The sequence below is a fragment of the Mycolicibacterium parafortuitum genome (genome assembly GCF_002086815.1).
GTDB classification, from domain to species: Bacteria; Actinomycetota; Actinomycetes; order Mycobacteriales; family Mycobacteriaceae; genus Mycobacterium; species Mycobacterium parafortuitum.
Genome location: NZ_MVID01000018.1, coordinates 40253 through 66902, shown reverse-complemented (window position 1 = coordinate 66902; position 26650 = coordinate 40253). Strand labels below are relative to the sequence as shown.

The following is a 26650-nucleotide window of genomic DNA, read 5'->3' as shown; positions in this document are numbered from 1 at the left end:
TCGCACCTCCCCCGTGAGGGGGAATCTCTAAGGTGGGGCCATGACCCCCGATCCGGTGCGAATCGTGCTGGTCGACGACCACGAGATGGTCATCGAGGGCTTGAAGGCGATGCTGGCCGCGTTCAGTGACAGGGTCACCGTCGTCGGCCAGTCGGTCGGCGCCGAGCGGGTGATGGGCGTGGTCGCCGACCTCGATCCGGACATCGTGCTGTGCGATGTGCGCATGCAGGGATCCAGCGGGCTGGACGTCTGCCGGCAGCTCCGCGCCTGGGATCCGGACCGCAAAGTGGTGATGCTGTCGGTCTATGACGACGAGCAGTACCTGTTCCAGGCCCTGAAGGTCGGCGCGTCCGGCTACCTGCTCAAGAGCATCAGCAGTGAGGACCTGGTCAGACAGCTCGAGTCGGTGCACATCGGCCAGACGGCGATCGACCCGTCGATGGCGGCGCGGGTGGTGGAGTGGCCCGGTGCCCGTCAGGGCCTGACCCAGCGGGAGAGCGAGATCCTGGAGCTGGTGGTCAACGGACTGTCCAACCGCGCCATCGCCGCGAAGCTCGTCATCGGCGACGAGACGGTCAAGACCCACCTGAGTTCGATCTACCGCAAGCTCGGCGTCAGCGACCGGACCGCGGCCGTCGCGACCGCGTTGCGCGAAGGCATCTTCCAATGACGCGGCCGGTGCTGACCGCTGACCGCGAGCTGGCGCTGCTGCGCGAGCTGATCCAGGCCGCGTCGCGCGGACCCGGGGTGGAACCGCTGGCCGCGGCGGCCGCCCGGATGATCACCGCGGCCACCGACAGCGACGTGTGCTTCGTGCACGTGCTCGACGACACCGAGCGGTCACTGACGCTGGCCGGCGCGACGCCGCCGTTCGACGCCGAGGTCGGCAAGATCAGACTGCCGCTCGGACAGGGCATCTCGGGTTGGGTCGCGAGCCATCAGCAACCGGTGGTGATCCGCAAGGACAAGGAGTCCGATCCGCGCTACCTGCCGTTCCGGTCGCTGCGCGGCCGCGACTTCACCTCGATGGTGTCGGTGCCGATGCAAACCGAACCCGGCGGCCTGGTGGGTGTGCTCAACGTGCACACCGTCGCCGAACGCGATTTCGCCGACGCCGACGTCGAGCTGCTTCTGGTGATCGGCAGGCTGATCGCGGGTGCGATGCACCAGGCCCGCCTGCACCGCCAGCTGGTGGCGCGCGAACGCGCCCACGAGAACTTCGTCGAGCAGGTCATCGAGGCCCAGGAGCTGGAGCGCCGGCGGCTGGCGGGCGACATCCACGACGGCATCTCCCAGCGGCTCGTCACACTGTCCTACCGGCTCGACGCCGCCGCGCAGGCCGCGAAGTCGCCGGCCGATCACGCCGCGCTGACCGAACAGCTGGACCGGGCCCGGGAACTCGCCGAGCTCACCCTGCAGGAGGCCCGTGCCGCGATCAGCGGGCTGCGGCCCCCGGTGCTCGACGACCTCGGGCTCTCCGGCGGGCTGGCCAGCCTGGCCCGGTCCATCCCGCAGATCGACATCGACCTCGACATCGGCGGGGAGCTGGCCGACAACCGGCTCCCCGACCACATCGAGCTGGCCCTGTACCGCATCGCGCAGGAGTGTCTGCAGAACGTCGTCAAACATGCCCGCGCCGACCATGCCCGGCTGACGTTCGGCGTCGACCGGACCGACAACGGAGAGGTCGCGCGGCTGGAGATCGTGGACGACGGCGTCGGTTTCGACACCCTGGAGAACCCGCTCGGCGGCGACGAGATGGGCGGCTACGGGCTGCTGTCGATGGCCGAGCGCGCCGAGATCGTCGGGGGCAGGCTCAACATCCGCTCCCGGCCCGGCAACGGCACCGCGGTCACCGCGACGATCCCGCTGCCCGCGAACCGGGAACCCGGCTAGAAATCGCCCGCGCTGTGCCGCAGCGTCTCGATCGCGCCGGACAGCGCGCGGGACTGTTCCTCGGAGATCCCGATGTCACCGAACACTTCCTTGTTCAGCGTCTCGGTGGCGTCCTCGACCGTCGAGCGACCGAGGTCGGTGATGCGCACCAGCGTGGTGCGACCGTCGGTGGGGTGCGGCAGCCGCTCGACGAGCCCGTCGGCCTCCAGCCGCCGGATCGCGTGCGTGACGCTGGTGACGTGTACCTGCAGCCGGTCCGACGCTTTGGTGATCGGGAGCGCCCCGGTGCGGCTGAACGCCAGCAGGCGCAGCAGTTCGAACCGGGAGAAGCTCAGATCGTAAGGGCGCAGCGCGTTCTCGACCCGGGCCAGCAGGATCTGATGGGCCCGCATCACCGAGGTCACCGCGACCATCCCGTCGGCGACATCACCCCAGCCCGCGCGCTCCCAGTTGGCGCGTGCGGTGGCGATAGGGTCGCGCCGGTCCGGTCCCACGCACCTTTCTTACCTCATCACAGCTGTTTCTCCAGCAGCACCCTGCCGTCGTGCGTCGACACCAGCTGCACGGCCTTGATGTCGTCGGCCGCCATCGGCGTCGTCCCGCTCGGCAGCGCCGTCGCCCCGGAAAGCCCGAGCCATGTGGCGATCTGGGACCGGGTCCCGTCGTGCCCGACGACCACCATGCCGAGGTCCTGCGGTGGCGTGCTGTGCGGGCTCTGCCCCCAGTCGCCGTACGAGCACGCCATGTCGATCCGGGTGCCCCAGCCGTATCCGGTCAGCGCGACGCTGGCGTTGATCGGGGTCTCCGACACCTTGGCCATCGTGAGCAGCGGCGCCGACGCCTGCTCGTCGGTGCGCGCATCGCGGCCGAACAGCTCCGGTTTGACCACGAGCGCCAGGGCCAGCGACAGCATCGCCGCGGCCACCGCGACGGCGGCCAGGGTCATCGCGCGGGTCCTGCGGCGGCGCGCCCGGACCCGATCGATCACCGAGGTCAGCACCTCCGGCCGCAGCGGCGGCTCGGGCTGCTCGTCGTCGAGCGCGCTGACCTCGTCGAGGTCGAGCATCGACAGCACAGCCGGTATCCCGCTGAGTTCGGCGACCGCGGTGCGGCAGCTCGGGCAGTCGGACAGGTGGTCCTCGTACTCGTGGCGGTCGTCGCGGGCCAGCGCGCCGAGCACATAGGCGGCATCCCACGTCTGGTAGCGATCCCGGGGAGTCATCGCGTCACCCCCATCTCCTCTAGTCCGAGCCTCAGTGCGCGGACGGCGTAGTGCAGCCGGGATTTCACGGTGCCCTCCGGGATCTGCAGATCGGCTGCGATCTGCCCGGTGGTCCAGCCCTGGTAGTAGGCGCGCCGCACGACGGCCCGGTGTTCCTCCGAGAGTTGGCGCAGCGCGGCGCTCAACAGGATCCGGTCCAGCGCGGTGTCCACCTCGTCGGGCGACGCGCTGTCCGCGACGCTGCCGGGGTCGGGCACGTCGGTCTCGTGGCGGAACCGGGCGCTGCGGCGTTCGTCGATGATCATGTTGCGGGCCACAGTGAACAGCCAGGCTCGGGCCGGGCGTTCCACATCGGCGATGACGCTCGGATGCCGCCACGCGCGCAACAACGTCTCCTGCACGACGTCCTCGGCGCGGGCCCGATCCCCCGTCAACCGCAGCGCATAGCGCCACAGCGCGGTGGCGTGCTCGTCGTAGAGCACGCGCATCATCGCGGCTTCCGGGTCATCCATCCCAACCTCCGTCTTCAAGTACGACGGACAGGCGAGATTAGTTCAGCCGGCTGTCAGAATCCTGGGACCGCCGTCGGTGACGGCGACGGTGTGCTCCCAGTGCGCGGCGCGGGAACCGTCGGTGGTCACCACGGTCCAGTCGTCCTCGAGCACCGCGGTCTTGCGGGTTCCCAGCGTCAGCATCGGCTCGATGGCCAGCACCGAACCGGGCGCCAGGTACGGGCCGCGGCCCGGCGCGCCCTCGTTCGGCAGGAACGGGTCCATGTGCATCTCACGGCCGATGCCGTGACCGCCGTAGCCGGCGACGATGCCGAACTTGCGGCCGTAGCGCTGCTCGGCGGCGTGGGTGCCCTTCTCGATCGCGTGCGACACGTCGCTGAGCCGGTTGCCCGGCAGCATCGCCGCAATCCCGGCCTCCATCGACTCCCGGGTGGCCGCCGACAGGTTCGCGTCGGCGTCGATGAGCGTGCCGACACCGAACGTCACCGCCGAGTCACCGTGCCAGCCGTCGAGGATCGCGCCGCAGTCGATGGACACCAGGTCGCCCTCGGCGAGCAGTTCGGTCGCCGACGGGATGCCGTGCACGACGCGGTCGTTGACCGAGGAGCAGACCGTGGCCGGGAAGCCGTGGTAGCCGAGGAACGACGGGGTTCCGCCGCCGTCGCGGATCACCGACTCGGCGACCGCGTCGAGGTCGAGCGTCGACACTCCCGGCGCGGCGGCCGCCTGCACCGCCTTCAGCGCGGCGGCGACGAGCGCACCGGCAGCGGCCATCGCGTCGAGTTCCCCCGCGGTGCGCTGGGGGACGACTTTGCGGCTACGCAGGCCGGGCAGGGAGACCATCTACTGGCCGAGCGCCTTCAACGCCCGGTCGAAGACCTCGTCGAGTTCGCCGACGGCGTCGACGGTCTTGACGTCGGCGGAGTAGAAGTCCAGCAGCGGGGCCGTCTCGTCCCGGTAGACCTTGAACCGGTTGCGGATGACGTCCTCGGTGTCGTCGGCGCGTCCGCGACCCTTGAGCCGCGAGACGAGCTCCTCTTCGGGCACCCGGAACTCGACGACCGCGTCGAGCGAGAGCCCGCGCTTCTCCAGCATCTCGGCCAGCGCCTTGGCCTGCTCGACCGAGCGCGGGAAGCCGTCCAGGATGAACCCGGCCTTCGCGTCCTCGTCGTCGAGCCGGTCGTCGACCAGCGCGTTGGTCAGGGTGGCCGGGACCAGATCACCGGCGTCGAGGTACTTCTTGGCCTCGATGCCCAGCTCGGTGTTGTTGCTGATGTTGTACCGGAACAGGTCGCCGGTGGAGATGTGCGGGATGCCCAGCTTCTCTGCCAGTTTCTGGGCCTGCGTGCCCTTGCCCGCTCCGGGCGGTCCCAGCAACACGATTCTCACTTCAGGAACCCTTCATAGTTGCGCTGCATCAGCTGGCTTTCGATCTGCTTGACGGTGTCGAGTCCGACGCCGACGGCGATGAGGACCGCAGTACCGCCGAACGGCAGGTTCTGCACGGAGCCGGTGTTGCCGATCTCCAGGAAGAGGTTCGGCAGCACGGCGATCACGCCCAGGTAGATCGAGCCCGGCAGGGTGATCCTGGACAGAACGAAACTCAGGTACTCGGCGGTCGGCTTACCGGGCCGGATGCCCGGGATGAAGCCGCCGTACTTCTTCATCTCGTCGGCGCGTTCCTCGGGGTTGAACGTGATCGAGACGTAGAAGTAGGTGAAGAAGATGATCAGCCCGAAGTAGATCGCGATGTAGACCGGGCTGCTCGGGTCGGTCAGGTAGTCGGCGACGAACGACTGCCACCACCCGGTGCTGGGGCTGTCGCTGGCGCTGGTGATCAGCTGGGTGATCAGGTGCGGGATGTAGATCAGCGACGACGCGAAGATGACCGGGATGACGCCGGCCTGGTTGACCTTCAGCGGCAGGTAGGTCGAGGTGCCGCCGTACATCTTGCGGCCGACCATGCGCTTGGCGTACTGCACCGGGATACGGCGCTGACCCTGCTCGACGAACACGACGCCGACCACGATCAGCAGTGCCGCGACGCAGACCAGGGTGAAGACCATGCCACCGCGGCTGTCGAGGATGTTCTTGCCCTCGCCCGGGATCGCCGAGGCGATGCTGGCGAAGATGATCAGCGACATGCCGTTGCCGACACCGCGCTCGGTGACCAGCTCGCCCATCCACATCACCAGAGCCGCACCGGCGGTCATCACGATGACGATGACGGCCAGGGTCCAGATGTTCATGCCTTCGCTCTGGCCCTCGATGATGTCCAGCGAGCAGCCCTGCAGCAGCCCGCCGTTGGCGGCCAGCGCCACGATGCTGGTGGCCTGCAGGATCGCCAGCGCGATCGCGAGGTAGCGGGTGTACTGCGTGAGCTTGGTCTGCCCCGCCTGCCCCTCCTTGCGCAGCTGCTCGAAGCGCGGGATCACCACGCCGAGCAGCTGGACGATGATGCTCGCGGTGATGTACGGCATGATGCCGACCGCGAACACCGACAGCTGCAGCAACGCACCGCCGGAGAACAGGTTGATCAGCGAGTAGATCTGACCCGACTCACCGCCGCTCACGTCGGCGATGCACTGCTGCACGTTCGGGTAGTTGACGCCCGGCGACGGAACGTTGGCACCGACCCGGTAAAGGATCACGATTCCGAGCGTGAACAGGATCTTTCGCCTGAGATCTACTGTCCGCAGGGACGAGATGAAAGCCGACAGCACTCTTTCCTCCTGCACGGCCGTGGGTCTCGCTCGCGGCGTGCTCATGGGGCTGGCGTAACCAGCGTCGTGGTTAAGTCCTGTGCGCGACGGCACGCGCAGGCCAAACAGCCTGCGCAAGTCACGCGTTCAAACAGTCTACGAGACTAACAGCTGCATGTTCTCTCCCCGAATCGTGGATTGCCGCACATCCGACGCTCAGGGCGCATTCAGTTTCCGAGCGTACAGTCGCCGACAGTTGTTAACTGCCCTAATTAATAAAGCCGAGTACTGAGGATTCGCCCATGCCACGTACCGAGAACGACACCTGGGATCTGGCCTCCAGCGTCGGCGCGACCGCCACGATGGTCGCCGCGGCCCGCGCGGTCGCGACCAAGGCCGACAACCCCGTCATCGACGATCCGTACGCCGAACCCCTCGTGCGCGCGGTCGGCGTCGACTTCTTCACCAAGCTCGCATCCGGCGAGTTGACCGCCGCCGACCTCGACGCCAACGACTCCGGACAGTCACCGGTCGGGATGAGCCGCTTCGCCGACGGGATGGCCGCGCGCACCCGGTTCTTCGACGACTTCTTCGCAGCCGCGTGCGCGGCGGGTATCCGGCAGGCCGTCATCCTGGCCTCCGGGCTCGACGCACGCGGATACCGGCTGTCCTGGCCGCAGGACCTGACGCTGTTCGAGATCGATCAGCCCGAGGTCATCACGTTCAAGAAGACGACACTGGCCCAGCTCGGCGCCGCACCGACGGTCGACCTGAAGACCGTCGCGATCGATCTGCGCGGCGACTGGCCTGCCGCGCTGGCCGCGGCCGGGTTCGACGCGAGCGCGCCGACGGCGTGGATCGCCGAGGGACTGCTCGGCTACCTGCCACCCGATGCGCAGGACCGGCTGCTGGACACCATCGGCGAGTTGAGCGCACCCGGCAGCCGCCTCGCCGTCGAATCGGTGCCGTCCCAGACCGTCGCCGACCAGGACGAGCTGCGCGAGCGGATGAAGGAGTCGACCGATCAGTGGCGCAGCCACGGCTTCGACCTCGACTTCTCCGAGCTGGTGTTCCTCGGCGAACGCGCCGAGGTCTCCGCGTACCTGCGCGAACAGGGCTGGCAGGTGGAGGCCACGCCGACCAACGACCTGCTGCGCCGCTACGGGCTGGAGCCGCTGGACAGCGACGAGGGCTTCGCCGACGTCGTCTACGTCGACGCGACGCGATAGAGCGCACACGGGAGCCGAGATGTCACGCACCGAGGGCGACACCTGGGACCTGGCCACCAGCGTCGGCGCGACGGCGACGATGGTCGCCGCCGCCCGGGCGGTGGCCAGCGGCGACCCCGATCCGCTGATCGACGACCCGTACGCCGCGCCGCTGGTGCGCGCCGTCGGGATCGAGTTCTTCACCAAGATCGTCGACGGCGAGCTCGACTATGCCGCCGGGGACGACTCGGGCGTCGGCCGGCTGATGACCGACGTGATGGCGGTGCGGACCCGGTTCTTCGACGATTTCTTCGCCGCCGCGACGGCGGCCGGCATCCGGCAGGCCGTGATCGTGGCCTCCGGCCTGGACTCGCGTGCCTACCGGCTGGACTGGCCGGCGGGCACCGCGGTGTTCGAGATCGACCAGCCCGCGGTGATCGGATTCAAGACCGCGACGCTGGCAGCGCTCGGCGCCGTGCCCGCGGCGCGGCTGCATACCGTCGGCGCCGACCTGCGCGACGACTGGCCGGCGGCGCTGCGGGCCGCCGGCTTCGATCCCGGCGCCCCGACGGCATGGATCGCCGAAGGGCTGCTCGTCTATCTGCCGCCCGACGCCCAGGACCGGCTCTTCGACGACATCGACCGGCTCAGCGCGCCCGGCAGCAGGCTGGCCACCGAGTACCACCCCGACGCCGGCGCCGGCATCGGCGAACGCGCCCGCGCCCTGCGCGACCAGTGGCGCAGCCAGGGTTTCGACAGCGGCATCCCCGACGTCGCCGACCTGTTCCAGCCCGGCGAGCGCACTCCCCCGGCCGAGCAGCTCGGCGCGCTGGGCTGGGACGTCACCGCGTGTCGGCGGCCAGAGGTCTTCGCGCGCTACGGCAGAAGCCTCGACGCGCCGGACACCCTCGGGACCCTGCGAGACTCGATGGCACTGGACGCGATCAAGACACCGCACGGAAAGGACCAGCCATGACACGCACCGACGGAGACACCTGGGACCTCGCGACGAGCGTCGGCGCGACCGCGACGTCGGTGGCGGCATCCCGCGCGCTCGCCTCCCGCGAACCGGACGCGCTGTTCGACGACCCGTACGCCGGACTGCTCGTCGAGGCGGTCGGGCTGCCGCATTTCGTGAAGGTGGCCCGGGGCGAGATCGACTTCGAAGGCGACCCGCTGTTCGGCGCCCGGCAGGCGATCGACCAGATCTCGGTGCGCACCCGCTACTTCGACGACTTCTTCGCCCGGGCGGCCCAGGACGGGATCCGGCAGGCCGTCATCCTCGCGTCGGGACTGGACACCCGCGCCTACCGGTTGCCGTGGCCTGCGGGCACCGTCGTCTACGAGATCGACCAGCCAGCGGTGATCGAGTTCAAGACCCGGGTGCTCGCCGACGCCGGCGCCACACCGGCCGCCGAACGCCGCACCGTCGGTATCGACCTGCGCGACGACTGGGCCACCGCACTGCGCGACGCCGGTTTCGACCAGGACCGCCCGACCGCGTGGATCGCCGAGGGACTGCTGATCTACCTACCGCCGGAGGCGCAGGACCGGCTGTTGGACACCGTCACCGCGCTCAGCGCACCGGGCAGCCGGATCGCGACCGAACACATGGATCCCAAGGCGCTGACCGGTGACTGGGCCAAGGCGATGACCGAGCGGGCCCAGCGGCACGGCAGTGACATCGACCTGACCAAGCTGTTCTACAGCGGCGAGCGTAGGACCGCGACCGAGCACCTGAGCGCGGCGGGCTGGCAGACGACGGTGCTGACGAGCAACGAGGCCTACGCCGCCCACGGTCTGGAACCGGTCCGTGACGAACTGGTCGCGATGATCGGCGGCTCCGGGTACCTGACGGCTGTGCGCGTCTGAGGAACTACCAGAAGCGGCTCTCCCCGAGCCACAGCGCGTTGACGCCGGTGAGTGAGCGCTGCGTCTGATCGACCACGTCGGCCAGCGAGCGGATCGCCAACCCGCCCACCAGTTCCGTCAGCGACGCCGCCGCGGGCTGTGACGACGGCTTGGGCCGCAGGACGTCCCGCAGCGACGCACTCGGCAGGTACCGCAACCCGACCTTGGTGTCCTCGTCGATGCCCGCCAGCGCCTTGGCCCGCCGGACCGCGGTGCGCAGTCCGCCGAGCTCGTCGACGAGCCCACGCTCGTGCGCATCCGCACCGGTCCACACCCGGCCGCGGGCCACCTTCTCGACGGCCTCGACGGTCATGTCGCGGCCGGCGGCGACGCGTTCGAGGAAGTCGCGGTAGAACAACTCGGCCTCGGCGGACACCTGCGCGTGCTGCTCCTCGGTGAACGGCGCGTTGATCGACCACGCGTCGGCGTTGGCGTTGGTCTTCACCGAGTCCGATCCGACCCCGAGCCGGTCCTTGAGGTCGCGGGCCACGAACTTGCCCGTCACGACGCCGATCGAGCCGGTGATGGTGGCGGGGTTGGCGACGATCGCGTCGGCGGCCATCGACACGTAGTAACCGCCCGACGCCGCGACCGCGCCCATCGACGCGACCACCGGTGTACCGCTCTCGCGGGTGCGGACCACCTCGCGCCAGATCGTCTCCGACGCGGTGACCGATCCACCGGGGCTGTCGACACGCAGCACGACGGCCGCGACGTCGTCGGCGGCGGCGGCCTCGCGCAGCGCGGCAGCGATGGTGTCCCCACCGGCGTTCGAGCCGCCGCGCGGCGACAGCTGCCGTCCACCCCGCCCGCTGACGATCGGGCCCGCCACGGTCACCACCGCGATCCGCTGCCGGTGCTGCAGGTTCGGAACCGACGGGCGCTTGGTGCGCGCGTAGCGGTGCAGGTACAGCCGGGGGGCTTCTTCTTCCTCGTTCGCATTGTCGGCGCCGGCTCTCTTTGCGCAGGCCAGTTCCCCGATCCGGGCGTACGCCTCGTCCCGGAATCCGACGCGGTCGATCATCTTCGCGGTGAGGGCGTCGTCGCGCAGCAGCGGCGCACGGTCGGCCAGCGCGTCCAGCGCCGCGGAGTCGATGCCGCGGGACCGGGCCACCGCCTCCCATACCTGTGTGCGCAGCCCGGTGACCAGCGCGGTGTCTGCCTCGCGGTGCGGTTGGGTGTAGCTGTGCTCGGTGAAAAGGTTCGGCGCGGACTTGTACTCACCCATGGCGATGAACTGGGCCTCGACACCGAGCTTGTCGAGCGCGTCGCGCAGGAACAGCGCGTTGGTGGCGAAGCCGACCAGGCCGACCGTGCCCGACGGCTGCATCCACACCTCGCCGAACGCCGAGGCCAGGTAGTAGGACAGCGTGCCGGGGTAGGTCTCGGCCCACGCCAGCGACGGCTTCTTCGCGGTGAACGCCTCGATCGCCTCGCGCAACTCCTGAACGGGCCCGGGCGGGGCGGCGTCGATCTGCACCCGCGCGATCAGGCCTGCGACGCGTGGATCGTCGGCGGCGCGGTGCAGCGCGGCGATCGCTTCCCGCAGCAGCAGCGGCCGGCCCGCGCCGTTGAGCAGCGCGACCGGGTCGAAACCGGCGGACTCCGGCGGGGCGCTGCGCAGATCCAGCTCGAGGATGCAGCCGTCCGGAACGCCCTGGTGACGGGCGGTGTCGACCTTACGGGCGAGCTGGCGGACCTCGTCGAACCCGGGCACGCCGGACAGCAGAGCGAACATGCTTCGAGCGTACCGACGGGTCGCGGGAGGTCAGCGGCCGATCAGCCGGCCCCACTGGGGGCAGTAGACGTACGAAGAAGCCCGCATCAGGCCGACGGCCTGCTCCTTGGTGATGTTGGCGTTCTTCGACAACGTGCCGACGACGCCGCGCACCGCGGGCGCCGGGTTCGGGTTGCCCTGCAGACCCGTGGTGAGCATCTCGCACACCCGCTGGCCGACGGCCTTGAGGTCCTGATCGGGTGAGCGCGGGATGCCGATCTGGTCGATGTAGGCCGCGAAGCGATCGTCGGGCGAATCGGCATGGGCGGGCGCAAGGCCGCCGAACAGGGCGAAACCGGCGGCGATCAACGCGGCGGTGACGGTTCGACGGTGGCGGGTCATCGGCATTACTCCTCGGGGGTGTCGGCATGCGAAGTGTAGATCGTCTCGACACTTTGTGTCGTTACGAGCGAACGGCCTCCCAACGCAAGAACCCCCGCCTGAGGCGGGGGTTCTTGGTTGAGCACGTCTACAGTTCGGTGGCCGAACCGCCTGCGGCGGTGATCGCCTCGCGGGCGCTGCCGCTGAACTTGTGCGCGGTGACGTCGATCTTGGCGGTCAGCTTGCCGTCGCCGAGCACCTTGACGAGCACGTTCTTGCGAACCAGGCCCTTGGCCACCAGCTCGGCCACACCGACGGTGCCACCCTCGGGGAAGGCCTTGTTGATGTCGCCGACGTTGACCGGGGCGTACTCGGTGCGGAAGCGGTTACGGAAGCCCTTGAGCTTCGGCAGCCGCATGTGGATCGGCATCTGGCCGCCCTCGAACGTCACCGGGACGTTCTTGCGGGCCTTGGTGCCCTTGGTACCGCGACCGGCGGTCTTGCCCTTGGAGCCTTCACCACGACCCACGCGGGTCTTCTTGGTCTTCTCCCCGGGAGCCGGCTTCAGGTCGTGAAGCTTGATCGGAGCCATGTCTATACCTTCCGCTCTTCGCGCGAGCGCTCATCGCCGACCACCTCGACGTCGACGAGATGGTGCACGGTGTTGATCAGACCGCGCGTCTGTGCGTTGTCCTCGCGGACCACGGACTGACGGATCTTGCGCAGCCCGAGGGTCCGCAGCGTCTCGCGCTGCTTCCAGCGCGCACCGATGGTGCTGCGCACCTGGGTGATCTTGAGCTCTGCCATGGTTACGCCGTTCCTTCACGCGCTGCGCTGGCGGCCAGGGCCTCGGCCTCGCGACGAGCCCTGAGCATGCCCGCGGGCGCTACATCCTCGATAGGCAGGCCGCGGCGAGCCGCGACCTCTTCGGGACGCTGCAGCAGCTTCAGCGCGGCAACGGTGGCGTGCACCACGTTGATTGCGTTGTCGCTGCCCAGCGACTTGGCCAGGACGTCGTGCACCCCGGCGCATTCCAGCACCGCGCGGCAGGCACCGCCGGCGATGACGCCGGTACCCGGGCTGGCCGGACGCAGCATCACGACACCGGCCGCGGCCTCACCCTGAACCGGGTGGGTCACGGTGCCGCCGATGAGCGGCACGCGGAAGAAGTTCTTACGCGCTTCTTCGACGCCCTTGGCGATGGCGGCGGGAACTTCCTTGGCCTTGCCGTAGCCGACACCGACCATGCCCTTGCCGTCGCCGACGATCACCAGCGCGGTGAAGCTGAACCGGCGACCACCCTTGACCACCTTGGAGACGCGGTTGATCGTGACCACGCGCTCCAGGTAGTTGCTCTTCTCGCGATCGTCACGACCGCCCCGGCCGCCGCGATCGTCACGGCGGCCACGGCCACCGCGATCGTCACGGCCGCCACCGCGATTGTCCTGCGCCGAACCGGCGCCAGCCTGCTCGGCCATCATGCAGTCCTCTCGTTGACAGTCATCAGAATTTCAGCCCGCCTTCGCGCGCGGCGTCGGCCAGTGCCGCGATCCGCCCGCCATAGGTGTAGCCACCGCGGTCGAACACGACCTCCTCGATGCCTGCGGCCTTGGCGCGCTCCGCGATCAGCTGTCCGACGCGGGCGCTGGCGGCCTTCTTGTCGCCGTCGGTCGCCCGCACGTCGCCCTCGATCGAGGACGCGGCAGCCACCGTGACGCCGTCGAGGTCGTTGACCAGCTGCACGTGGATGTGCCGCGACGACCGGTTGACCACCAGACGCGGACGGTCGGCGGTGCCGGCGACCTTCTTGCGCAGGCGTGCGTGCCTGCGCAGCCGCGAGGTGCGGCGCGTCTCGGAGACGTTCTTGCCCACCGGCGTGTGGCCGGCAGCTTCTTTGGTGTTGGTCTTGGTAGCCATCTACTACTTACCCGTCTTTCCGACCTTGCGACGGATCTGCTCGCCCTCGTAGCGGATTCCCTTGCCCTTGTAGGGATCGCTCTTGCGGAGACGGCGGATGTTCGCCGCGATCTGGCCGACCGCCTGCTTGTCGATACCGGAGATCGAGAACTTCGTGGGGGTCTCGACCGTGAAGGTGACACCCTCGGGTGCGTCGATCTGCACCGGGTGGCTGTAGCCGAGGGCGAACTCCAGGTTGCTGCCCTTGGCGACCACGCGGTAACCGACGCCGAAGATCTCCATCTTGGTGGTGTAGCCCTCGGTCACACCGGTCACCAGGTTGGCGATCAGCGTGCGGGACAGCCCGTGCAGCGAGCGGTTGCGCCGCTCGTCGTTCGGGCGGGTGACCAGGATGGCGCCGTCTTCGTTGCGCGAGACCTCGATGGGCTCGGCGACGTCGAGCGTCAGCGTCCCCTTGGGACCCTTGACGGACACGTGCTGTCCGTCGATCGTCACATCGACCCCGGCAGGAACCGGGACCGGCTGCTTTCCAATGCGCGACATGTCTTATCTACCCCTCACCACACGTACGCGAGAACCTCGCCGCCGACACCCTCGCGGGAAGCCTGGCGGTCGGTCCTCAAGCCGGACGACGTGGAAATGATGGCCACACCGAGCCCGCCGAGCACGCGCGGCAGGTTGGTGGACTTGGCGTACACCCGCAGGCCGGGCTTGCTGACGCGGCGGAGGCCGGCGATGCTGCGCTCACGGCTCGGGCCGTACTTGAGCTGCACCACCAGCGACTTGCCCACACGAGCATCCTCGGTGCGGTAATCGCTGATGTACCCCTCCGACTTCAGGATCTCGGCGATGTTCGCCTTGATCTTGCTGTGCGGCAAGGTCACTTCGTCGTGATACGCCGAGTTGGCGTTGCGCAGACGTGTCAAGAAGTCTGCGATCGGATCCGTCATGGTCATGACAGCCGGTTCACCTTTCTCGCGGCGGTTCCCACTGGGTTGAATACCAATCGGGGCCTACCGCAACATGTTTCGCTTGTGGTCTGTGGTTTCCGGCTGCTACCAGCTGGACTTCTGGACACCCGGCAGTTCGCCGGCGTGCGCCATTTCGCGGAGGCAGATACGGCACAGGCCGAACTTGCGGAACACCGCGTGCGGGCGACCGCACCTGTTGCAGCGCGTGTAGCCACGCACCTTGAACTTCGGCTTCTTGTTGGCCTTGTTGACCAGAGCCTTCTTTGCCATGTGCTCAGTTCTCCTTGAACGGGAAGCCGAGCGCCCGCAGCAGCGCACGTCCCTCGTCGTCGTTCGTCGCCGTGGTGACGACGGTGATGTCCATGCCACGGGGGCGGTCGATGCTGTCCACGTCGATCTCATGGAACACCGACTGCTCGGTCAGACCGAACGTGTAGTTGCCGGTCCCGTCGAACTGCTTGGGGCTCAGCCCGCGGAAGTCGCGGATACGGGGCAGCGAGATCGAGATCAGGCGATCCAGGAACTCCCACATGCGGTCACCGCGCAGGGTGACCCGGGCGCCGATCGGCATGCCCTCGCGAAGCTTGAACTGCGCGATGGACTTGCGGGCCCGGCGGATCTCGGGCTTCTGGCCGGTGATCAGCGTGAGGTCGTTGACCGCGCCGTTGATCAGCTTGGCGTCACGGGCGGCGTCGCCGACGCCCATGTTCACGACCACCTTGGTGACGCCGGGGATCTGCATCACGTTCGCGTAGCCGAACTCCTTGAGCAGCTGCTCGCGGATCTCTTCGCGGTAGCGCTGCTTCAAGCGCGGGAGGGTCTTCTCAGTGCTTTCGGTAGTGGTCATGCTCTAGATGTCCTTGCCGTTGGACTTGGCGATGCGGACGTTCTTGCCGGTCTCTTCGTCCTTGCGGAAGCCGATGCGGGTCGGCTTGCCGTCGGAGTCGAGCAGCATCACGTTCGACACCGAGATGGGCGCCTCCTGCGTCACGATGCCGCCAGAGGCCGCGCCGCGCTCGGTGCGCGATTCAGGGGTGTGCTTCTTGATGCGGTTGACGCCCTCGACCAGCACCTTGTTGCGGTCGGGGTAGGCCACCAGCACCTTGCCCTTGGCGCCCTTGTCCTTGCCCGAGATGACGAGCACGGTGTCGCCCTTGCGGACCTTCATCTACAACACCTCCGGGGCGAGCGAGACGATCTTCATGAACTTCTTCTCACGCAACTCGCGCCCGACCGGCCCGAAGATGCGGGTGCCGCGCGGATCGTTGTCGTTCTTGATGATGACGGCGGCGTTCTCGTCGAACTTGATGTAGCTGCCGTCGGCACGCCGACGCTCCTTGACGGTGCGCACCACGACGGCCTTGACCACGTCGCCACGCTTGACGTTGCCGCCGGGGATGGCGTCCTTGACCGTCGCCACGATGACATCACCGATGCCCGCGTAGCGCCGCGACGAGCCACCGAGCACGCGGATGCACAAGATCTCCTTTGCGCCCGTGTTGTCGGCGACCTTGAGCCGCGATTCCTGCTGAATCACTAGATCTCCTCGACCTGGTTATTGTGTGCACGGCAGATACCGACCTGACGTGCGCGGTCTTTGTTGCAATTCCTGTCACCCAAGAGCACGCGGGGCTTTCTCACGACATGAGAGAACCGAGGTCTGCCCTAGGCAACCGTTACATACTAGGTGAGCTCGGGGAATGCTCCAAATCGCCGGGCTCGCCCGGCAGATCGCCCCGTTCAGGCGGTCTGTACCCCGCATACGAGTTCGACCTCGACGGGCGCCCCCGACGGCAGCGCGCTGACGCCGATCGCGCTGCGTGCGGGCCGGCCGCGGTCGCCGAGTTCGGCGATCAGCGCCGCCGACGCCCCGTCGGCCACCGCGGACAGCGCGGTGAACTCCGGTGGACACGCGACGAACACCGTCATCTTCACACAGCGCAGCACAGCACCGTCCGGGGCCGCGGCACGGGCGGCGGCCAGCGCGTTGGCCGCCGCGAGCCCGGCCGCCGCGCGGGCGGCGGCCGGATCCACACCGTCGCCGACACGGCCGGTACAGGTCAGCGCGCCGGCACGGCGGGGTGTCATCCCCGCGGTGTAGACCACACCGTCGTGCAACACCGCCGGGACATACTCGCCCTGCGGCACCGGCACGGCACGCTCAGTCGACACCGAGGGCTATCCCCTCCTGGCGCGGATCCGCTGCGCCGCAGAGCACCCCGCGGTCGTCGACGGAGACCACCTGCACGCTGCCGCCCCCACCCAGCGGAGGCTGGGCGACGAGCCGGTGGCCGGCCCGCTCGAGCCCGCGCAGCGTGTCATCGGGCAGGCCGTGCTCGACCCGCAGTTCGTCGGGGCGGCCGATCACGTCGGCGTCCGAACCGGGAAAGACGGTGAACCGCGGCGCCGACACCGCCTCGGCGGGGTCGAGACCATGGTCGAGCAGATGCGAGAGGACCTGCATGTTCCACTGCACCTGCCCGTCCCCACCCGGGGTGTTGCCGACGTGGCGCAGCCCGCCCGCCTCGTCGGTGACGATCCACGCGTTGAGCGTGTGCAGGGGCTTGCGCCGGGGCGCGACCTCGTTGGGGTGGCCCGCGATCAGGTAGGCGCCGCGGCCCAGCCGGTTGTTGAGCACCACCCCGGTGCCGGGCACGGTCAGTTTGGCGCCGAAGGTGAAGGCCAGGGAGTGGATGAAGCTGACCGCGCGCCCGTCGGCGTCGACGGCGACGGTCGAGGTGGTGTCGCCCGCCCGCACGTCCACCGGCGCCCGGGATTCCCGCCGGGCGTCCAGGTCGCGGCGCTGGGCGGCGAGCCGGGCCGGTGCGAGCACCTCGGCCGGGCCCGAGTTGTCGGCGCCGCACAGCGCGAACCGGTCCTGGAAGGCCACCCGTGCCGCGCGCGCCATCCGGTCGATCGCGTCGGCACCCATCCAGCCCGAGAACCCGACGACGCCGTCGCACAACGCCGCCTGCTGCAGCACCATCCAGCCCGGGGTGGGCAGCGGGGTCTGGTGCAGCACCGCACCCGCGTACCGACCGCTGACCGGCGCTTCGGCGCCGACGTCCCACCCGGCCGCCCATTCGTCGCCGCTGAACGGCGCACCGCCGGCGCGCAGTGCCGCGACCGCGCGCTCGGCGAATTCGCCGTGATAGAAGCCGCGCGGGTCACGTCCCAGGCGGCGGATGGTGGCCGCCAGCTCGGGCTGGGGCAGCCGGGTGCCGACATGTGGCGGGGCCCCAGCGGGGGCGTAGACCGCGCGCAGGTCGCCGTCGTGCGCGATGGCGCTCAACGCCGCGGCCACGTCGCCGGCGGTGCGGGCCGAGCACGCGAGCCCCGTCTCGGCGCGGCGGGCGGCCGGTTCCCACAGCTCGTCGAGCGGACGGGTCGCGCCGCCTGCGGCCAGGGCGGCCAGGGCGGCCGGCGCACCCGGCACCGCGACCGCCAGCGCCCCGTCCAGCGGTATCGACGAAAAGCCCTGAGCGGCATAGAAATCGGGAGTTCCACCGTCGGGTCCGTAGCCGGAGCCGTTGACCGTCCACACCCGACCGTCCGGTTCGCGCACCACCGCGAAGGCGTCCCCGCCGATACCGCACTGCCCGGGCAGCGTCAGCCAGGTCATCGCCGCCATCGCCAGTGTCGCGTCGATCGCATTGCCGCCGGCCGCGAGCACCTGCACTCCGGCGAGGCTGGCCGCGGGGTGGCTGGTGCTGACCATCCCGCCCGTCGCCAGGGTCGCGGGACGGATGCCCGGGCCGGTCACAGCTGCCGTCGCAGCCGTCGGGTCGGGCCGGCCGGCGCCTCGCCGGGATCGAAACCCACGAAGATCTCCCCGTCGCGCTCCTGCACCGGGAAGGTCCGGATCGGCTCGGTGGCCGGCGGGCTGATCGGCTCACCGGTCTCCAGGTCGAAAGCGCTTCCGTGGCAGGAGCATCCGATGCCGTCGTCGCGCAGCCGGCCCGACGACAGCAGGCAGTCCAGGTGCGTGCAGTAGTTCGAGGTGGCGTAGGCCTTGCCGTGCAGCCTCGCGACGGCGAACTCGTGCTCGCCGGCGTAGAAGCGCCGCACGATACCCTCGGGCACCTGACCGGATCTGGCCACTCGGACGAATTCCATTGTCACACTCCGTGTTCTCTTGCGGTGGGTCAGATCGCGGGGTTGAGGTAGACGGTCTTCTCGGTCAGGTAGAACTCCATCGTCGACGCGCCGGCCTGCTCCTTGTAGGTGGCCGTCGACGAGGCCTTGTAACCGCCGAAGGGCGCGTTCATCGCCATCCCGGTGGTGGGCTGGTTGATCTTGACCAGCCCGGTGCGGGAGCGCCGCGCGAACATCTGCGCGACGGCGAGGTCCCCGGTCACGATCGCGGCGGACAGGCCGAACTCGGTGGCGTTGGCCAGGTGCACCGCCTCGTCGAGCGACGCAGCGCGCTGCACCGCCAGCAGCGGGCCGAACACCTCCTCGTCGACGATGCGCATCCCCGGCAGCGCGTCGGTGAACACCGCCGGGCGCACGAAATGCCCACCGGGACAGTCCTCGACGGTCACGGGCTGACCGCCGCAGCGCAAGGTGGCGCCGTCGTCGAGGCCGCTGCGGACGTAATGGGTGAACTTGTCGAACTGTTCCCGGCTGGCGAGGGCACCCATGTCGATGCCCGCGCGGTCCCCGGCCCCGACGCGCAGCGCTTCGGTTCTGGCCACGATCGCGTCGACCACGGCGTCGTGGTTGGCGTCCGTGACGATCACCCGGCTGGTGCCGGTGCACGCCTGCCCGGACAGCCCGAAGGCACCCTTGACGATCAACGCCGCCGCCCGGTCGGGATCCGCGTCACCGGCGACCACCACGGGGTTCTTGCCGCCCATCTCCAGCTGCACCCGGCGGTGCGGCCCGGTCTGGGCGTGGATCAGCCTGCCTACTCGCGTCGAACCGGTGAAGGTCACCGCGGCGACCCGGTCGTCGGCGGCCACGGCCGCACCCGCGGTGCCGTCGCCGTGCACCAGCGCGATCACGTTCGGCGGCAGGCCGCCGGCCAGCAGCGCCTCGACGAGGCGCTGCCCCATCAGCGGTGTGAGCTCGGACGGCTTGAACAGCACCGGGTTTCCGAGCGCCAGCGCGGGCCCGAGCTTTCGGGACGGGATGTTGAGCGGGAAGTTCCACGGGGTGATCGCACCGACGACACCGACGGGCTCGCGCAGCGTGTAGAGCAGCGTGTCCCCCGCCGCCGGATACGTCGCTCCCCCGCAGCGGGTCGCCTCGGCCGCGTAGAACCTCAGGTTCATCGGCGTGCGGCTGACCTCCATGGTGGCCTCGGCCACCGTCTTGCCCTCTTCCCGGACGAGCTCGCCGACCAGTTGGTCCTTGCGTGACTCCAGTTGTGCGGCAGCATTTTCCAGGATCGACGCGCGGCGCTCCGGCGCGGTCGCGGCCCAGTCCGGGGCGGCCTTCTCCAACACGTCGACCGCGGTGCGCACGTCCTCGGCGTCCGAGAGCGGGAAGGTGCCGACGATGTCGGCGGGATGGGCGGGGTTGCACCGGGTGAATGTCGCACCGGAGGCGGCGGGCACCCAGCTGCCGTCGACGAAGTTCGCGCCCTCGATCATGCGCCCGCCCCCTCCGCCACCAGGTCGTCCTCGCCGTAGGCGAGATCCCACAGATCGGCGTCCTCGTCGCCCAGCACGGCGGGATCGACGGTGCGGCCCAGCAGTTCGCGGGCGACGGAGATGTCCTCGCCGCGCTCGACGGCGAACGCGCCGCACAGGTGCGGGCCGTCGAAGAAGAACGCGGTGAAGTCCAGGCCGTCGGCATCCCCGCGGACCACCACGCCGGCGGACGCGGTTCCGAGGAACTGCATGTTGCGGTCGAACTGATCGGACCAGAACCAGTGCGGATCGTCGTTGACGGTGTCACGGCCGAGCATCGCACCGGCCACCGCGACGCCCTGGCGGCTGGCGTTGTCGAAATGCTCGACCCGCACGTGCCGCCCGCGGCGCTCCGAGTAGCGCCGCGCGACGTCGCCGGCGGCGTAGACACCGGCGACGGCGGTGCGCCCGGCGGCGTCGACGACGATCCCGTCGTCGACGGCGAGTCCCGAGGCCGCCGCCACCGCGGTGTTCGGCAGGATTCCGATCCCGATCACCACGGCGTCGAACTCCAGCGGCGCCGCCGCGCCGGCGACGTCGATGAGCACGTGGTCGGCGGTGGTCCGGATCGCCGAGACGCCGGCTCCGGTGCGCAGGTCCACTCCGTGGTCCCGGTGCAGCGCGCAGACCCGCCGGCCCATCTCGGGCCCGATCACCGCGGCCAACGGGATCTCGGCGGCCTCCAGCACGGTCACCGCGGCACCGGCCGCGGTCGCCGTCGCGGCGACCTCCAGGCCGATGAATCCGGCGCCGATCACGGCCAGCCGGCGACCGGGCGCCAGCTGCTGTGCGAGTCCCGCGGCGTCGTCGAGAGTGCGCAGGTAGTGCACCAGGTCCGGTCGCGGCCCGGGCACCGGCAGGCGGCGGGGGCTGCCGCCGGTGGCCAACAGCACCGCATCGGCAGGCAGCGCCGGACCCTCGGCGAATTCGACACGGCGCGTGGCGGTGTCGATGCGGGTCACGGTGGTCCCGGTGAGCAGTTCGACGTCGTTGTCGGCGCGCCACTGCTCGGGCAGGATCCACAGCGAGTCCTGCGAATCGGTGCCGGCGAGGAATTCCTTGGACAGCGGCGGACGCTGATAGGGCGCGTGTGCCTCGTCGCCGATAAGCACGATGCGGCCGTCGAATCCACCGCGGCGCAGGTTGCGCGCGGCCACGGCGGCGGCCTGTCCGGCGCCGACGGTGACATAGGTGGGGCGGTTCACGTCCGTACCTCCTCGGGGGCCTGTGGGGTCTGTTGGGTGCGCGGGGTCGGGTCGACGTAGACGGTGCCGCTGTCCTCGTCGACGCGTACCGCGTAGGTGGGCTGGCAGCGGTCCTGGTCGGCTTCGTAGCCGGTCTCCAGGTCGAACTGCCACTGGTGGCCCGGACAGATCAGCTTGCCGTGCAGCAGCGTGCCCTTCGACAGCGAACGGTCTTGGTGCACACAGAGATCGGCGAACGCGTAGACCTTTCCGCCGGCCTGCAGCAGCGCGATCGCGGTGCCGTCGAGCTCGACGCGCAGCTTGCGCCGGCGGGCCAGTTCCCTGGTGGTGGCCACGGCCACCCACGGTTGCGACACGGGCACTCCTTCTGGGGTCTTGCGGTATGGCTTCGCCCCGTGCGGGGCGAAGCCATACCGCGGTCGGGCGGGCCTAGACCCCGGCGGCCTGCAGGTCCGGGGCGACGTAGGTGTCGTAGAGCCCCTTGGTGTAGGCGAAGCGCATCTCGGCGCCCCAGCGCACCATCTGCAGGCAGCGCTGCTGCAGCTGCGGGGTGTCGGCGTGGTCGAGCACGATCTGGTAGCCGCGCTCCCCGTGCACCACGTCGGAGGTGATGTGCAGGTCGAAGAACTCGATCTCGTCCTCGGTGAACTTGTACACCTCACGCAGCGGCACGATCTGCTTGGTGTAGATGCTGGGCACCTGCGACTCCAGACCCACGACCAGCGCCGCGGTGGCCACCACGAAGTGTTCCCGCTGCGAGACCGCGTAGCACCACGACTGCAGACCGCGGGTGATCGCGTTCATGTTGTCGGGGTCCTCGATGCGTTCCTTGGTGGTCCCGCAGGCCTCGCCGAACTTGATCAGCAGATCGGTGTGGCGGATGTCGGCGAGCTCCTCCTCGTACATGTTCTGCAGCGTGAAATCCTTTGCGCCGGTGAACTCGTCGGGGGTGTTGGCGTAGATGTTGGCCAGGTAGTCGGCGAACGGTCCCACGTAGTGGTAGTGGTTCTCGGCCCACCGGGCGAAGTGGTCGCGGGTCAGGGTGCCCTCGGCCCAGGCCTTCGAGAAGGAGGCGTTCTTGGCCTCGCGGCCCTTGATGGCGTTCTCCAGCGCGGCGCGGAACTCGTCGCGTCCCAGCAGTTCGGTCATGGATTTCGGTCCTTTCGGTGTGTTCACCAGGTACGTTCGATCAGAGGCTGCGGAGCGCCGCAACGGTGCGAAATGCTCACTGCAGCAATGACGTTAACCAGCGATGCGGCGCGGTGACCATGGACAACTTCACCGGACCGGAGCCGCCGACGGGTCATCGTGCACAACCGTCAACGCCCGGTGACCGCGGCGGTCAGGGCCTCGAACTCGGCGAGGATCGCGGCGCCGACGGCCTTGTCCTGCGCACCGTTGCCGCCGCTGATCCCGACACCGCCGACGATCTGGCCGTCGAAGACGAGCGGGAAGCCGCCCACGAACACCGCGAACTTGCCGGGCAGCATGTGGCTGATGCCGAAGGCCTCGTTGCCCGGAAGTGCCGGGCCATCGGGGGCCTCGTTGAACAAATGGGTGGCGCGTTCGTGCCCGGCCGCGGTGAACGCCTTGGCTATCGAGATGTCGACCCCGGTCAGTCGCGCACCCGGAAGACGATGCAGGGCAAGGACATTGCCGCCGTCATCGCAGATGCACAGGGTTTGCTTGACGCCGATCTCCTCGGCCTTGGCCCGCCCGGCCGCCAGCAGCGGCAGTGCGTCGTCGAGGGTGATCCGGTAGATCTGATGCATGGCGGGACTGTCTCCTGTGGGTCGGGACGGTGACGCGGCGCGTCATCGCCGTATCGGTCTGCCTGCCTGGAATGTTTACCGGCGCCGCCCCGGGGAAGCTCTGGTCAACATGTCCCCGATCCGCCGGGCATTCGAGTCAACCTGCACATAGTGTGGCGGCGGAGCGGGTGCGATCGTGCACAGATGCCGCGGTACGGAGCAGGTGTGTGATGACAGCGGAGCGACGCGACGAGAGCCGGATGACGGTGTCGGGGCTGCTCGACGAGACCCTGATGGCGGGTGCCCGCGTGGTGGCCGGCCACGACCGGCTCGACCGGGAACTGCACTGGGTGCTGCCGCTGGCGGAGGTGATGTCACGGCACGACCCCCTCGCCGGGGTCGCGGTGTACAGCAGGCCAGAGGCGTTGCTGGGCAACGGCGCAGCGGTGGCGGCACTGGCCGCGCGCGGGGCCACCACGCTGCTCGTCGACGGCGAGGCGCCCGCCGACTTCCCGTACTCCCGGCTGCCCGCCGACATGGTGGTGGTGGAGATGGGGTTCCCGGTCGGGTTCGCCGCCCTGAACCGGCTGCTCGCCGAACGGGCCCTGAGCCAGGAAGTGCACGCGATGCGCTATGCGACCCACGTGCACGCGTCGCTGGCCGGACTGTTCCACCGCGGCGCGGGGCTGCAGATGCTGGTGCGCGAGGTCTCCAACCTCGCCCGCAACCCTGCGATGGCCCTCGATGCCCGCGGCAACGTGGTGGCGCACAACGGATTCAACGCCGACTCGGCCACCACGGTGGCCGAGTCGATCCTGCCCCTGCTGACCGCGGATCTGACCGCGGCGGCCCGGCAGTCGTCGCACCACGACACCAGGGTGGAGCGCTTCGAGGCCCCCACCGGCGGCCACTGGACGCTGATCTCCACGGCGATCCGGCTGGGGAAGGCGTTCGAAGGCTGGGTTCTGGTGCTGGTGCCGTCCGCGGAGCCGGGCAGCCACGATCTGGCACGCCACGTCGTGGTCACCGAACAGGCCACCGCGATCATCGGCTCGGAGATGCTGCGCCAGCACAGCGTCGACGAGGCCGAGGAGCGGGCCAGAGGCGACTTCGTCCAGGCGCTGGTCCACGGCCACTTCTCCAGCGAGCACGACATGCGCGCCCGCGCCGACTATCACGAGATCGACATCGACGCGCAGTTCGGTGTGTTCGTCGCCCCCGGTGCGGTGCCCCGCGGCGTCGACAACCCGACCGCGAGCATGGTGCGGCTGGCCCGCTACGCCGCCAACGTGGCCCCCGATCCCGCGGTGCGCTCCTATGTCACCGTGCTCGGCGACGTGCTGGTGGTCGTCCGCTCACTGCGCGGCGACGACGACACCGCGATGCGCAAGGAGATGACGCACTACGCCGAGGCGATGGCCGCCGAGCTGGAGAGCCGGCGCGCCACCGCGGTCGCCGTCGCCTACAGCCGGCCCGCCCGGGGGGCCCAGGAGATCGCCGGCAGCTATCGGGAGGCGCGCATCGCGCTGGGCATCGCAGGCCGGCTGCATGTCACCGGTGCGGTGTCCTACCAGGATCTGCGCAGCTTCACCGTGCTCGCCGACGTCGCCGACACCGAGCGGAGCCGGGCGCTGGTCACCGACATCCTCGGACCGCTGCGGCCGACCCCGGACCTGCTGGAGTTCCTGACCGGATACCTCGCCCACGGCGGGAACGTCAACGCGACCGCACGCGCCCTCAACGTGCACCGCAACACCATGCTGACCAAGCTGGACCGGGTGTCGCGGGCGATCGGGCTCGACATCCGGGAGCCCGACCACCAATTCACCGTCTGGCTGGCGATCCGGCTGGACATGCTCACCGAGATCCACGCGGCGGTCGACCGCGAGGCCCGGTTCCGCTGACTATCGCGCGGGTTCGGGATCCGGGCCGGCGAACGACCCGAGCAGCCCGAGCACCGCGACCGCGGCGACGACGAGGAACGCCAGCGGATAACCGGCCCCGCCTGCCCCGTCTGTGCCGCTGAGCGCGATCGCCACCCAGGCCGCCCCCATCGCCGAGCCGCTGAACCGGATCAGGTTGTACAGGCCCAGCCCGGTGCCCTGCGCACCCGCCGGGGAGCGGGTCGCGCCGGTGGCCGCCGGGGTCTGGACGAACGCGATCCCGACACCGACCAGCAGCAGGATGCCCGCGGTCGCGGCCAGCCCGTGGGCGCGCTCGGCGATCCCCGCCGAGGTCGCCGCGGCCAGTGCGAGCTGACCGGCGATCAGCAACGCGAGTCCGGTGCGCAGCACCCGGCGCGGCCCGATCCGGTCCAGGTATCTGCCCACCAGCGGCCCGAGGACCGTCATCGCCGCCGGAACCGCCAGCAGCACCAGCCCCGCCACCGACCCCGACTGCCCACTGCCGACCAGATACAGCGGCACCGCCAGCAGCGTGGCGCCGAGGCAGAACATGAACGAGAAGGCGCCCAGCGTGCTGCGCGCGAACCTGACCTCGGCCACCAGTCGGACGTCGACGAACGGTTCGGCCGCGCGCAGGCAGTGCCGGACGAAGAACGCCAGCACCACCACGGCGGCCCCGATCACCGCGAGCACGGCGATGGACGCGCCGAGCCGCGGCACCAGGGCCACCCCGAGGATCAGCAGACCGGAGCCCGCGGTCAGCGCGGTGGCCCCGACGGCGTCGAAGCTCATCCGCGTGCCGGGATAGCGCGGGATGTGCCGCAGCGTCCCGATCAGGCCCGCCAGCGCGACCGGCACCAGCGGAACGAAGACCCACCGCCACCCCCACGCGTCGGCGATGAAGCCGCCCATCGTCGGGCCGACCGCCTGGCCGATGCCGTTGACCGACGCCCACGCACCGACCGCCCCGCCCCGCCGCTCCCCGGCGAACAGCCATGTCAACAGGCCCATCACCGCCGGGCCGAGCGCCGAGGCGGCCATCCCGCCGAGGCAGCGCCACATGATCAGCAGCTCGAGCGTCGGCGCGGTCGCGGCCCCCACCGCGCACACCGCGGTGCCGATCATCGAGGCGCAGTACACGCGCCGGCGACCGAAGCGATCCCCGATCCAGCCGACCACCGGCATGGTTGCGGTGAAGGTCAGCAGAAACCCGACCACGATGAACACGCCGCTGCCCAGCGGGGCGTCGAAGTCGGCGAGAATGGCCGGCATCGGCACGTTGACGACGTTGTTGCTGATCGTGCCGACCAGCGTGCCCGACAGCAGCGCGGCCAGCGCCAGCGGCGTGCCGTCGCGGCCCTCGGGGACCGCTGGTCCTGCGGGGGGATGGCTGTCGGTGTCGGTCATCTCGGCGCTGTCGTCACGATCTGTCGGCGGTTGCGGGTGGCGGGGTTGCCGGGGGCGTGCCCACCCCAGTCACTGTCTCACCGACGACCCCGCCACGCGGCCGTCCCCTCGGGTCAAAGTGCCCAGTGCGGAAGGTGGATCGCGGCGCAACTGCACATCGCCGCAGCATCCGCAGGAGTATTTACCTGGCCGAAACGCCGGGACATGTGGCCGACAACCGGCGAGCATATTGCACAGAGGGACTGTCACAGCGGTGTGCACTCTGTGCGTTGACCCACGCTCGTATCGCGCCGAGCATTCCCCCATCAGA

33 protein-coding genes are annotated in these 26650 nt (G+C 69.8%); 6 read left to right on the top strand and 27 right to left on the bottom strand.

Going from position 1 to position 26650, the window contains the following annotated elements; translation table 11 throughout:
• The first annotated feature begins 40 nt into the window (after positions 1 to 40).
• Both BST38_RS18725 and BST38_RS18720 read left to right on the top strand, forming a co-directional pair.
• Complete coding sequence (locus tag BST38_RS18725) at positions 41 to 670, top strand: response regulator (protein ID WP_083144961.1); 630 nt, start codon at positions 41 to 43, stop codon at positions 668 to 670.
• Entirely contained in the window at positions 667 to 1896 is a 1230-nt protein-coding gene (locus BST38_RS18720; RefSeq protein ID WP_083144960.1) for a GAF domain-containing sensor histidine kinase, read from the top strand. Before BST38_RS18725 ends, BST38_RS18720 begins: the two co-directional genes overlap by 4 nt.
• Here BST38_RS18720 and BST38_RS18715 read toward each other — a convergent pair.
• The 6 genes from BST38_RS18715 to secY are packed head-to-tail and all read right to left on the bottom strand — an operon-like array spanning position 1893 to position 6353.
• Complete coding sequence (locus BST38_RS18715; protein ID WP_083144959.1) at positions 1893 to 2390, bottom strand: MarR family transcriptional regulator; 498 nt, start codon at positions 2388 to 2390, stop codon at positions 1893 to 1895. The genes BST38_RS18720 and BST38_RS18715 overlap by 4 nt on opposite strands.
• Before the next feature lie 17 nt (positions 2391 to 2407).
• Positions 2408 to 3118 (bottom strand): anti-sigma factor family protein, encoded by a 711-nt coding sequence (locus BST38_RS18710; RefSeq protein WP_083144958.1) that lies wholly within the window; start codon positions 3116 to 3118, stop codon positions 2408 to 2410.
• A complete protein-coding gene (locus BST38_RS18705) occupies positions 3115 to 3630 on the bottom strand; it encodes a sigma-70 family RNA polymerase sigma factor (RefSeq protein WP_083144957.1) in 516 nt (171 codons plus the stop codon). Before BST38_RS18705 ends, BST38_RS18710 begins: the two co-directional genes overlap by 4 nt.
• A 42-nt stretch (positions 3631 to 3672) precedes the next feature.
• Positions 3673 to 4473, bottom strand: coding sequence for a type I methionyl aminopeptidase (gene map / locus BST38_RS18700; protein ID WP_083144956.1), 801 nt, complete (start codon positions 4471 to 4473; stop codon positions 3673 to 3675).
• The gene (locus tag BST38_RS18695; protein ID WP_083144955.1) at positions 4474 to 5019 is read right to left on the bottom strand and encodes an adenylate kinase; all 546 of its coding nucleotides are present in this window, start codon (positions 5017 to 5019) and stop codon (positions 4474 to 4476) included.
• Entirely contained in the window at positions 5016 to 6353 is a 1338-nt protein-coding gene (gene secY, locus BST38_RS18690) for a preprotein translocase subunit SecY (RefSeq protein ID WP_083144954.1), read from the bottom strand. Before secY ends, BST38_RS18695 begins: the two co-directional genes overlap by 4 nt.
• A 281-nt stretch (positions 6354 to 6634) precedes the next feature.
• On the opposite strand from secY, the gene BST38_RS18685 reads away from it, so the two are divergent.
• From BST38_RS18685 to BST38_RS18675, 3 genes are read left to right on the top strand one after another with little or no spacing between them, the layout of a single operon-like run.
• Positions 6635 to 7561 carry an SAM-dependent methyltransferase gene (locus tag BST38_RS18685; RefSeq protein WP_083144953.1) on the top strand — a complete coding sequence of 309 codons (927 nt, stop codon included), beginning with the start codon at positions 6635 to 6637 and terminating at the stop codon, positions 7559 to 7561.
• A gap of 19 nt (positions 7562 to 7580) precedes the next feature.
• A complete protein-coding gene (locus BST38_RS18680) occupies positions 7581 to 8516 on the top strand; it encodes an SAM-dependent methyltransferase (protein ID WP_083144952.1) in 936 nt (311 codons plus the stop codon).
• Entirely contained in the window at positions 8513 to 9412 is a 900-nt protein-coding gene (locus tag BST38_RS18675; RefSeq protein WP_083144951.1) for a class I SAM-dependent methyltransferase, read from the top strand. The genes BST38_RS18680 and BST38_RS18675 overlap by 4 nt, the downstream gene beginning before the upstream one ends.
• A 4-nt stretch (positions 9413 to 9416) precedes the next feature.
• Here BST38_RS18675 and sppA read toward each other — a convergent pair whose 3' ends face one another.
• From sppA to BST38_RS18575, 20 genes are all read right to left on the bottom strand, one after another.
• The gene (gene sppA / locus BST38_RS18670; RefSeq protein WP_083144950.1) at positions 9417 to 11189 is read right to left on the bottom strand and encodes a signal peptide peptidase SppA; all 1773 of its coding nucleotides are present in this window, start codon (positions 11187 to 11189) and stop codon (positions 9417 to 9419) included.
• A gap of 30 nt (positions 11190 to 11219) precedes the next feature.
• Positions 11220 to 11570: a DUF732 domain-containing protein gene (locus BST38_RS18665; protein ID WP_083145009.1), complete on the bottom strand. Its 351-nt coding sequence runs from the start codon at positions 11568 to 11570 to the stop codon at positions 11220 to 11222.
• 127 nt (positions 11571 to 11697) lie between these two features.
• Positions 11698 to 12141: a 50S ribosomal protein L15 gene (gene rplO, locus BST38_RS18660; RefSeq protein WP_083144949.1), complete on the bottom strand. Its 444-nt coding sequence runs from the start codon at positions 12139 to 12141 to the stop codon at positions 11698 to 11700.
• 2 nt (positions 12142 to 12143) lie between these two features.
• Positions 12144 to 12356, bottom strand: coding sequence for a 50S ribosomal protein L30 (gene rpmD / locus BST38_RS18655; RefSeq protein WP_083144948.1), 213 nt, complete (start codon positions 12354 to 12356; stop codon positions 12144 to 12146).
• A gap of 2 nt (positions 12357 to 12358) precedes the next feature.
• Positions 12359 to 13027 carry a 30S ribosomal protein S5 gene (gene rpsE / locus BST38_RS18650; protein ID WP_024446213.1) on the bottom strand — a complete coding sequence of 223 codons (669 nt, stop codon included), beginning with the start codon at positions 13025 to 13027 and terminating at the stop codon, positions 12359 to 12361.
• Positions 13028 to 13052: 25 nt separating this feature from the next.
• Positions 13053 to 13466, bottom strand: a complete 414-nt coding sequence (gene rplR / locus BST38_RS18645) for a 50S ribosomal protein L18 (protein ID WP_083144947.1) — start codon at positions 13464 to 13466, stop codon at positions 13053 to 13055.
• A gap of 3 nt (positions 13467 to 13469) precedes the next feature.
• Positions 13470 to 14009 carry a 50S ribosomal protein L6 gene (gene rplF, locus BST38_RS18640; RefSeq protein WP_083144946.1) on the bottom strand — a complete coding sequence of 180 codons (540 nt, stop codon included), beginning with the start codon at positions 14007 to 14009 and terminating at the stop codon, positions 13470 to 13472.
• A gap of 14 nt (positions 14010 to 14023) precedes the next feature.
• The gene (gene rpsH / locus BST38_RS18635) at positions 14024 to 14422 is read right to left on the bottom strand and encodes a 30S ribosomal protein S8 (protein ID WP_011895861.1); all 399 of its coding nucleotides are present in this window, start codon (positions 14420 to 14422) and stop codon (positions 14024 to 14026) included.
• Positions 14423 to 14521: 99 nt separating this feature from the next.
• Positions 14522 to 14707 (bottom strand): type Z 30S ribosomal protein S14, encoded by a 186-nt coding sequence (locus tag BST38_RS18630; RefSeq protein WP_011778599.1) that lies wholly within the window; start codon positions 14705 to 14707, stop codon positions 14522 to 14524.
• 4 nt (positions 14708 to 14711) lie between these two features.
• Positions 14712 to 15284 (bottom strand): 50S ribosomal protein L5, encoded by a 573-nt coding sequence (gene rplE / locus BST38_RS18625; RefSeq protein WP_083144945.1) that lies wholly within the window; start codon positions 15282 to 15284, stop codon positions 14712 to 14714.
• A 3-nt stretch (positions 15285 to 15287) separates the two neighbouring features.
• Positions 15288 to 15605: a 50S ribosomal protein L24 gene (gene rplX / locus BST38_RS18620; RefSeq protein WP_083144944.1), complete on the bottom strand. Its 318-nt coding sequence runs from the start codon at positions 15603 to 15605 to the stop codon at positions 15288 to 15290.
• Positions 15606 to 15974 carry a 50S ribosomal protein L14 gene (rplN, locus tag BST38_RS18615; RefSeq protein WP_003892852.1) on the bottom strand — a complete coding sequence of 123 codons (369 nt, stop codon included), beginning with the start codon at positions 15972 to 15974 and terminating at the stop codon, positions 15606 to 15608.
• A gap of 203 nt (positions 15975 to 16177) precedes the next feature.
• Complete coding sequence (locus tag BST38_RS18610) at positions 16178 to 16609, bottom strand: RidA family protein (protein WP_083144943.1); 432 nt, start codon at positions 16607 to 16609, stop codon at positions 16178 to 16180.
• The gene (locus BST38_RS18605) at positions 16599 to 18155 is read right to left on the bottom strand and encodes a gamma-glutamyltransferase family protein (protein ID WP_083145008.1); all 1557 of its coding nucleotides are present in this window, start codon (positions 18153 to 18155) and stop codon (positions 16599 to 16601) included. Before BST38_RS18605 ends, BST38_RS18610 begins: the two co-directional genes overlap by 11 nt.
• Before the next feature lie 41 nt (positions 18156 to 18196).
• A complete protein-coding gene (locus tag BST38_RS18600; protein ID WP_083144942.1) occupies positions 18197 to 18553 on the bottom strand; it encodes a Rieske (2Fe-2S) protein in 357 nt (118 codons plus the stop codon).
• A 29-nt stretch (positions 18554 to 18582) separates the two neighbouring features.
• Positions 18583 to 20034, bottom strand: a complete 1452-nt coding sequence (locus BST38_RS18595; protein WP_083144941.1) for an aldehyde dehydrogenase family protein — start codon at positions 20032 to 20034, stop codon at positions 18583 to 18585.
• Positions 20031 to 21278, bottom strand: coding sequence for an NAD(P)/FAD-dependent oxidoreductase (locus BST38_RS18590; RefSeq protein WP_083144940.1), 1248 nt, complete (start codon positions 21276 to 21278; stop codon positions 20031 to 20033). Before BST38_RS18590 ends, BST38_RS18595 begins: the two co-directional genes overlap by 4 nt.
• Positions 21275 to 21634, bottom strand: coding sequence for a Rieske (2Fe-2S) protein (locus BST38_RS18585; RefSeq protein WP_083145007.1), 360 nt, complete (start codon positions 21632 to 21634; stop codon positions 21275 to 21277). The genes BST38_RS18590 and BST38_RS18585 overlap by 4 nt, the downstream gene beginning before the upstream one ends.
• A gap of 73 nt (positions 21635 to 21707) precedes the next feature.
• On the bottom strand, positions 21708 to 22427 hold the full coding sequence (locus tag BST38_RS18580; RefSeq protein ID WP_083144939.1) for an iron-containing redox enzyme family protein: 720 nt from the start codon (positions 22425 to 22427) through the stop codon (positions 21708 to 21710).
• 170 nt (positions 22428 to 22597) lie between these two features.
• Positions 22598 to 23050 (bottom strand): GlcG/HbpS family heme-binding protein, encoded by a 453-nt coding sequence (locus BST38_RS18575; protein ID WP_083144938.1) that lies wholly within the window; start codon positions 23048 to 23050, stop codon positions 22598 to 22600.
• Between the two features lie 209 nt (positions 23051 to 23259).
• Between BST38_RS18575 and BST38_RS18570 the strand changes: the two genes are divergently transcribed.
• On the top strand, positions 23260 to 24933 hold the full coding sequence (locus BST38_RS18570; RefSeq protein WP_083145006.1) for a PucR family transcriptional regulator: 1674 nt from the start codon (positions 23260 to 23262) through the stop codon (positions 24931 to 24933).
• Here BST38_RS18570 and BST38_RS18565 read toward each other — a convergent pair whose 3' ends face one another.
• Positions 24934 to 26340: an MFS transporter gene (locus BST38_RS18565; protein WP_083144937.1), complete on the bottom strand. Its 1407-nt coding sequence runs from the start codon at positions 26338 to 26340 to the stop codon at positions 24934 to 24936.
• Positions 26341 to 26650: the final 310 nt, after the last annotated feature.

What these genes read in the sequence shown, in the direction of transcription:
- BST38_RS18605 (WP_083145008.1), bottom strand. Translation starts at nt 18,155, where the DNA reads ATGGTCAGCACCAGCCACCCCGCGGCCAGCCTCGCCGGAGTGCAGGTG.
- BST38_RS18575 (WP_083144938.1), bottom strand. Translation starts at nt 23,050, where the DNA reads ATGCATCAGATCTACCGGATCACCCTCGACGACGCACTGCCGCTGCTG.
- BST38_RS18565 (WP_083144937.1), bottom strand. Translation starts at nt 26,340, where the DNA reads ATGACCGACACCGACAGCCATCCCCCCGCAGGACCAGCGGTCCCCGAG.
- BST38_RS18600 (WP_083144942.1), bottom strand. Translation starts at nt 18,553, where the DNA reads ATGGAATTCGTCCGAGTGGCCAGATCCGGTCAGGTGCCCGAGGGTATC.
- BST38_RS18680 (WP_083144952.1), top strand. Translation starts at nt 7,581, where the DNA reads ATGTCACGCACCGAGGGCGACACCTGGGACCTGGCCACCAGCGTCGGC.
- BST38_RS18685 (WP_083144953.1), top strand. Translation starts at nt 6,635, where the DNA reads ATGCCACGTACCGAGAACGACACCTGGGATCTGGCCTCCAGCGTCGGC.
- BST38_RS18720 (WP_083144960.1), top strand. Translation starts at nt 667, where the DNA reads ATGACGCGGCCGGTGCTGACCGCTGACCGCGAGCTGGCGCTGCTGCGC.
- sppA (WP_083144950.1), bottom strand. Translation starts at nt 11,189, where the DNA reads ATGTTCGCTCTGCTGTCCGGCGTGCCCGGGTTCGACGAGGTCCGCCAG.
- map (WP_083144956.1), bottom strand. Translation starts at nt 4,473, where the DNA reads ATGGTCTCCCTGCCCGGCCTGCGTAGCCGCAAAGTCGTCCCCCAGCGC.
- rplX (WP_083144944.1), bottom strand. Translation starts at nt 15,605, where the DNA reads ATGAAGGTCCGCAAGGGCGACACCGTGCTCGTCATCTCGGGCAAGGAC.
- rplF (WP_083144946.1), bottom strand. Translation starts at nt 14,009, where the DNA reads ATGTCGCGCATTGGAAAGCAGCCGGTCCCGGTTCCTGCCGGGGTCGAT.
- BST38_RS18725 (WP_083144961.1), top strand. Translation starts at nt 41, where the DNA reads ATGACCCCCGATCCGGTGCGAATCGTGCTGGTCGACGACCACGAGATG.
- BST38_RS18630 (WP_011778599.1), bottom strand. Translation starts at nt 14,707, where the DNA reads ATGGCAAAGAAGGCTCTGGTCAACAAGGCCAACAAGAAGCCGAAGTTC.
- rpsH (WP_011895861.1), bottom strand. Translation starts at nt 14,422, where the DNA reads ATGACCATGACGGATCCGATCGCAGACTTCTTGACACGTCTGCGCAAC.
- BST38_RS18570 (WP_083145006.1), top strand. Translation starts at nt 23,260, where the DNA reads ATGACAGCGGAGCGACGCGACGAGAGCCGGATGACGGTGTCGGGGCTG.
- rpmD (WP_083144948.1), bottom strand. Translation starts at nt 12,356, where the DNA reads ATGGCAGAGCTCAAGATCACCCAGGTGCGCAGCACCATCGGTGCGCGC.
- rplE (WP_083144945.1), bottom strand. Translation starts at nt 15,284, where the DNA reads ATGACCACTACCGAAAGCACTGAGAAGACCCTCCCGCGCTTGAAGCAG.
- rplR (WP_083144947.1), bottom strand. Translation starts at nt 13,466, where the DNA reads ATGGCTACCAAGACCAACACCAAAGAAGCTGCCGGCCACACGCCGGTG.
- BST38_RS18710 (WP_083144958.1), bottom strand. Translation starts at nt 3,118, where the DNA reads ATGACTCCCCGGGATCGCTACCAGACGTGGGATGCCGCCTATGTGCTC.
- rpsE (WP_024446213.1), bottom strand. Translation starts at nt 13,027, where the DNA reads ATGGCCGAGCAGGCTGGCGCCGGTTCGGCGCAGGACAATCGCGGTGGC.
- BST38_RS18705 (WP_083144957.1), bottom strand. Translation starts at nt 3,630, where the DNA reads ATGGATGACCCGGAAGCCGCGATGATGCGCGTGCTCTACGACGAGCAC.
- rplO (WP_083144949.1), bottom strand. Translation starts at nt 12,141, where the DNA reads ATGGCTCCGATCAAGCTTCACGACCTGAAGCCGGCTCCCGGGGAGAAG.
- BST38_RS18580 (WP_083144939.1), bottom strand. Translation starts at nt 22,427, where the DNA reads ATGACCGAACTGCTGGGACGCGACGAGTTCCGCGCCGCGCTGGAGAAC.
- BST38_RS18675 (WP_083144951.1), top strand. Translation starts at nt 8,513, where the DNA reads ATGACACGCACCGACGGAGACACCTGGGACCTCGCGACGAGCGTCGGC.
- BST38_RS18665 (WP_083145009.1), bottom strand. Translation starts at nt 11,570, where the DNA reads ATGACCCGCCACCGTCGAACCGTCACCGCCGCGTTGATCGCCGCCGGT.
- BST38_RS18595 (WP_083144941.1), bottom strand. Translation starts at nt 20,034, where the DNA reads ATGATCGAGGGCGCGAACTTCGTCGACGGCAGCTGGGTGCCCGCCGCC.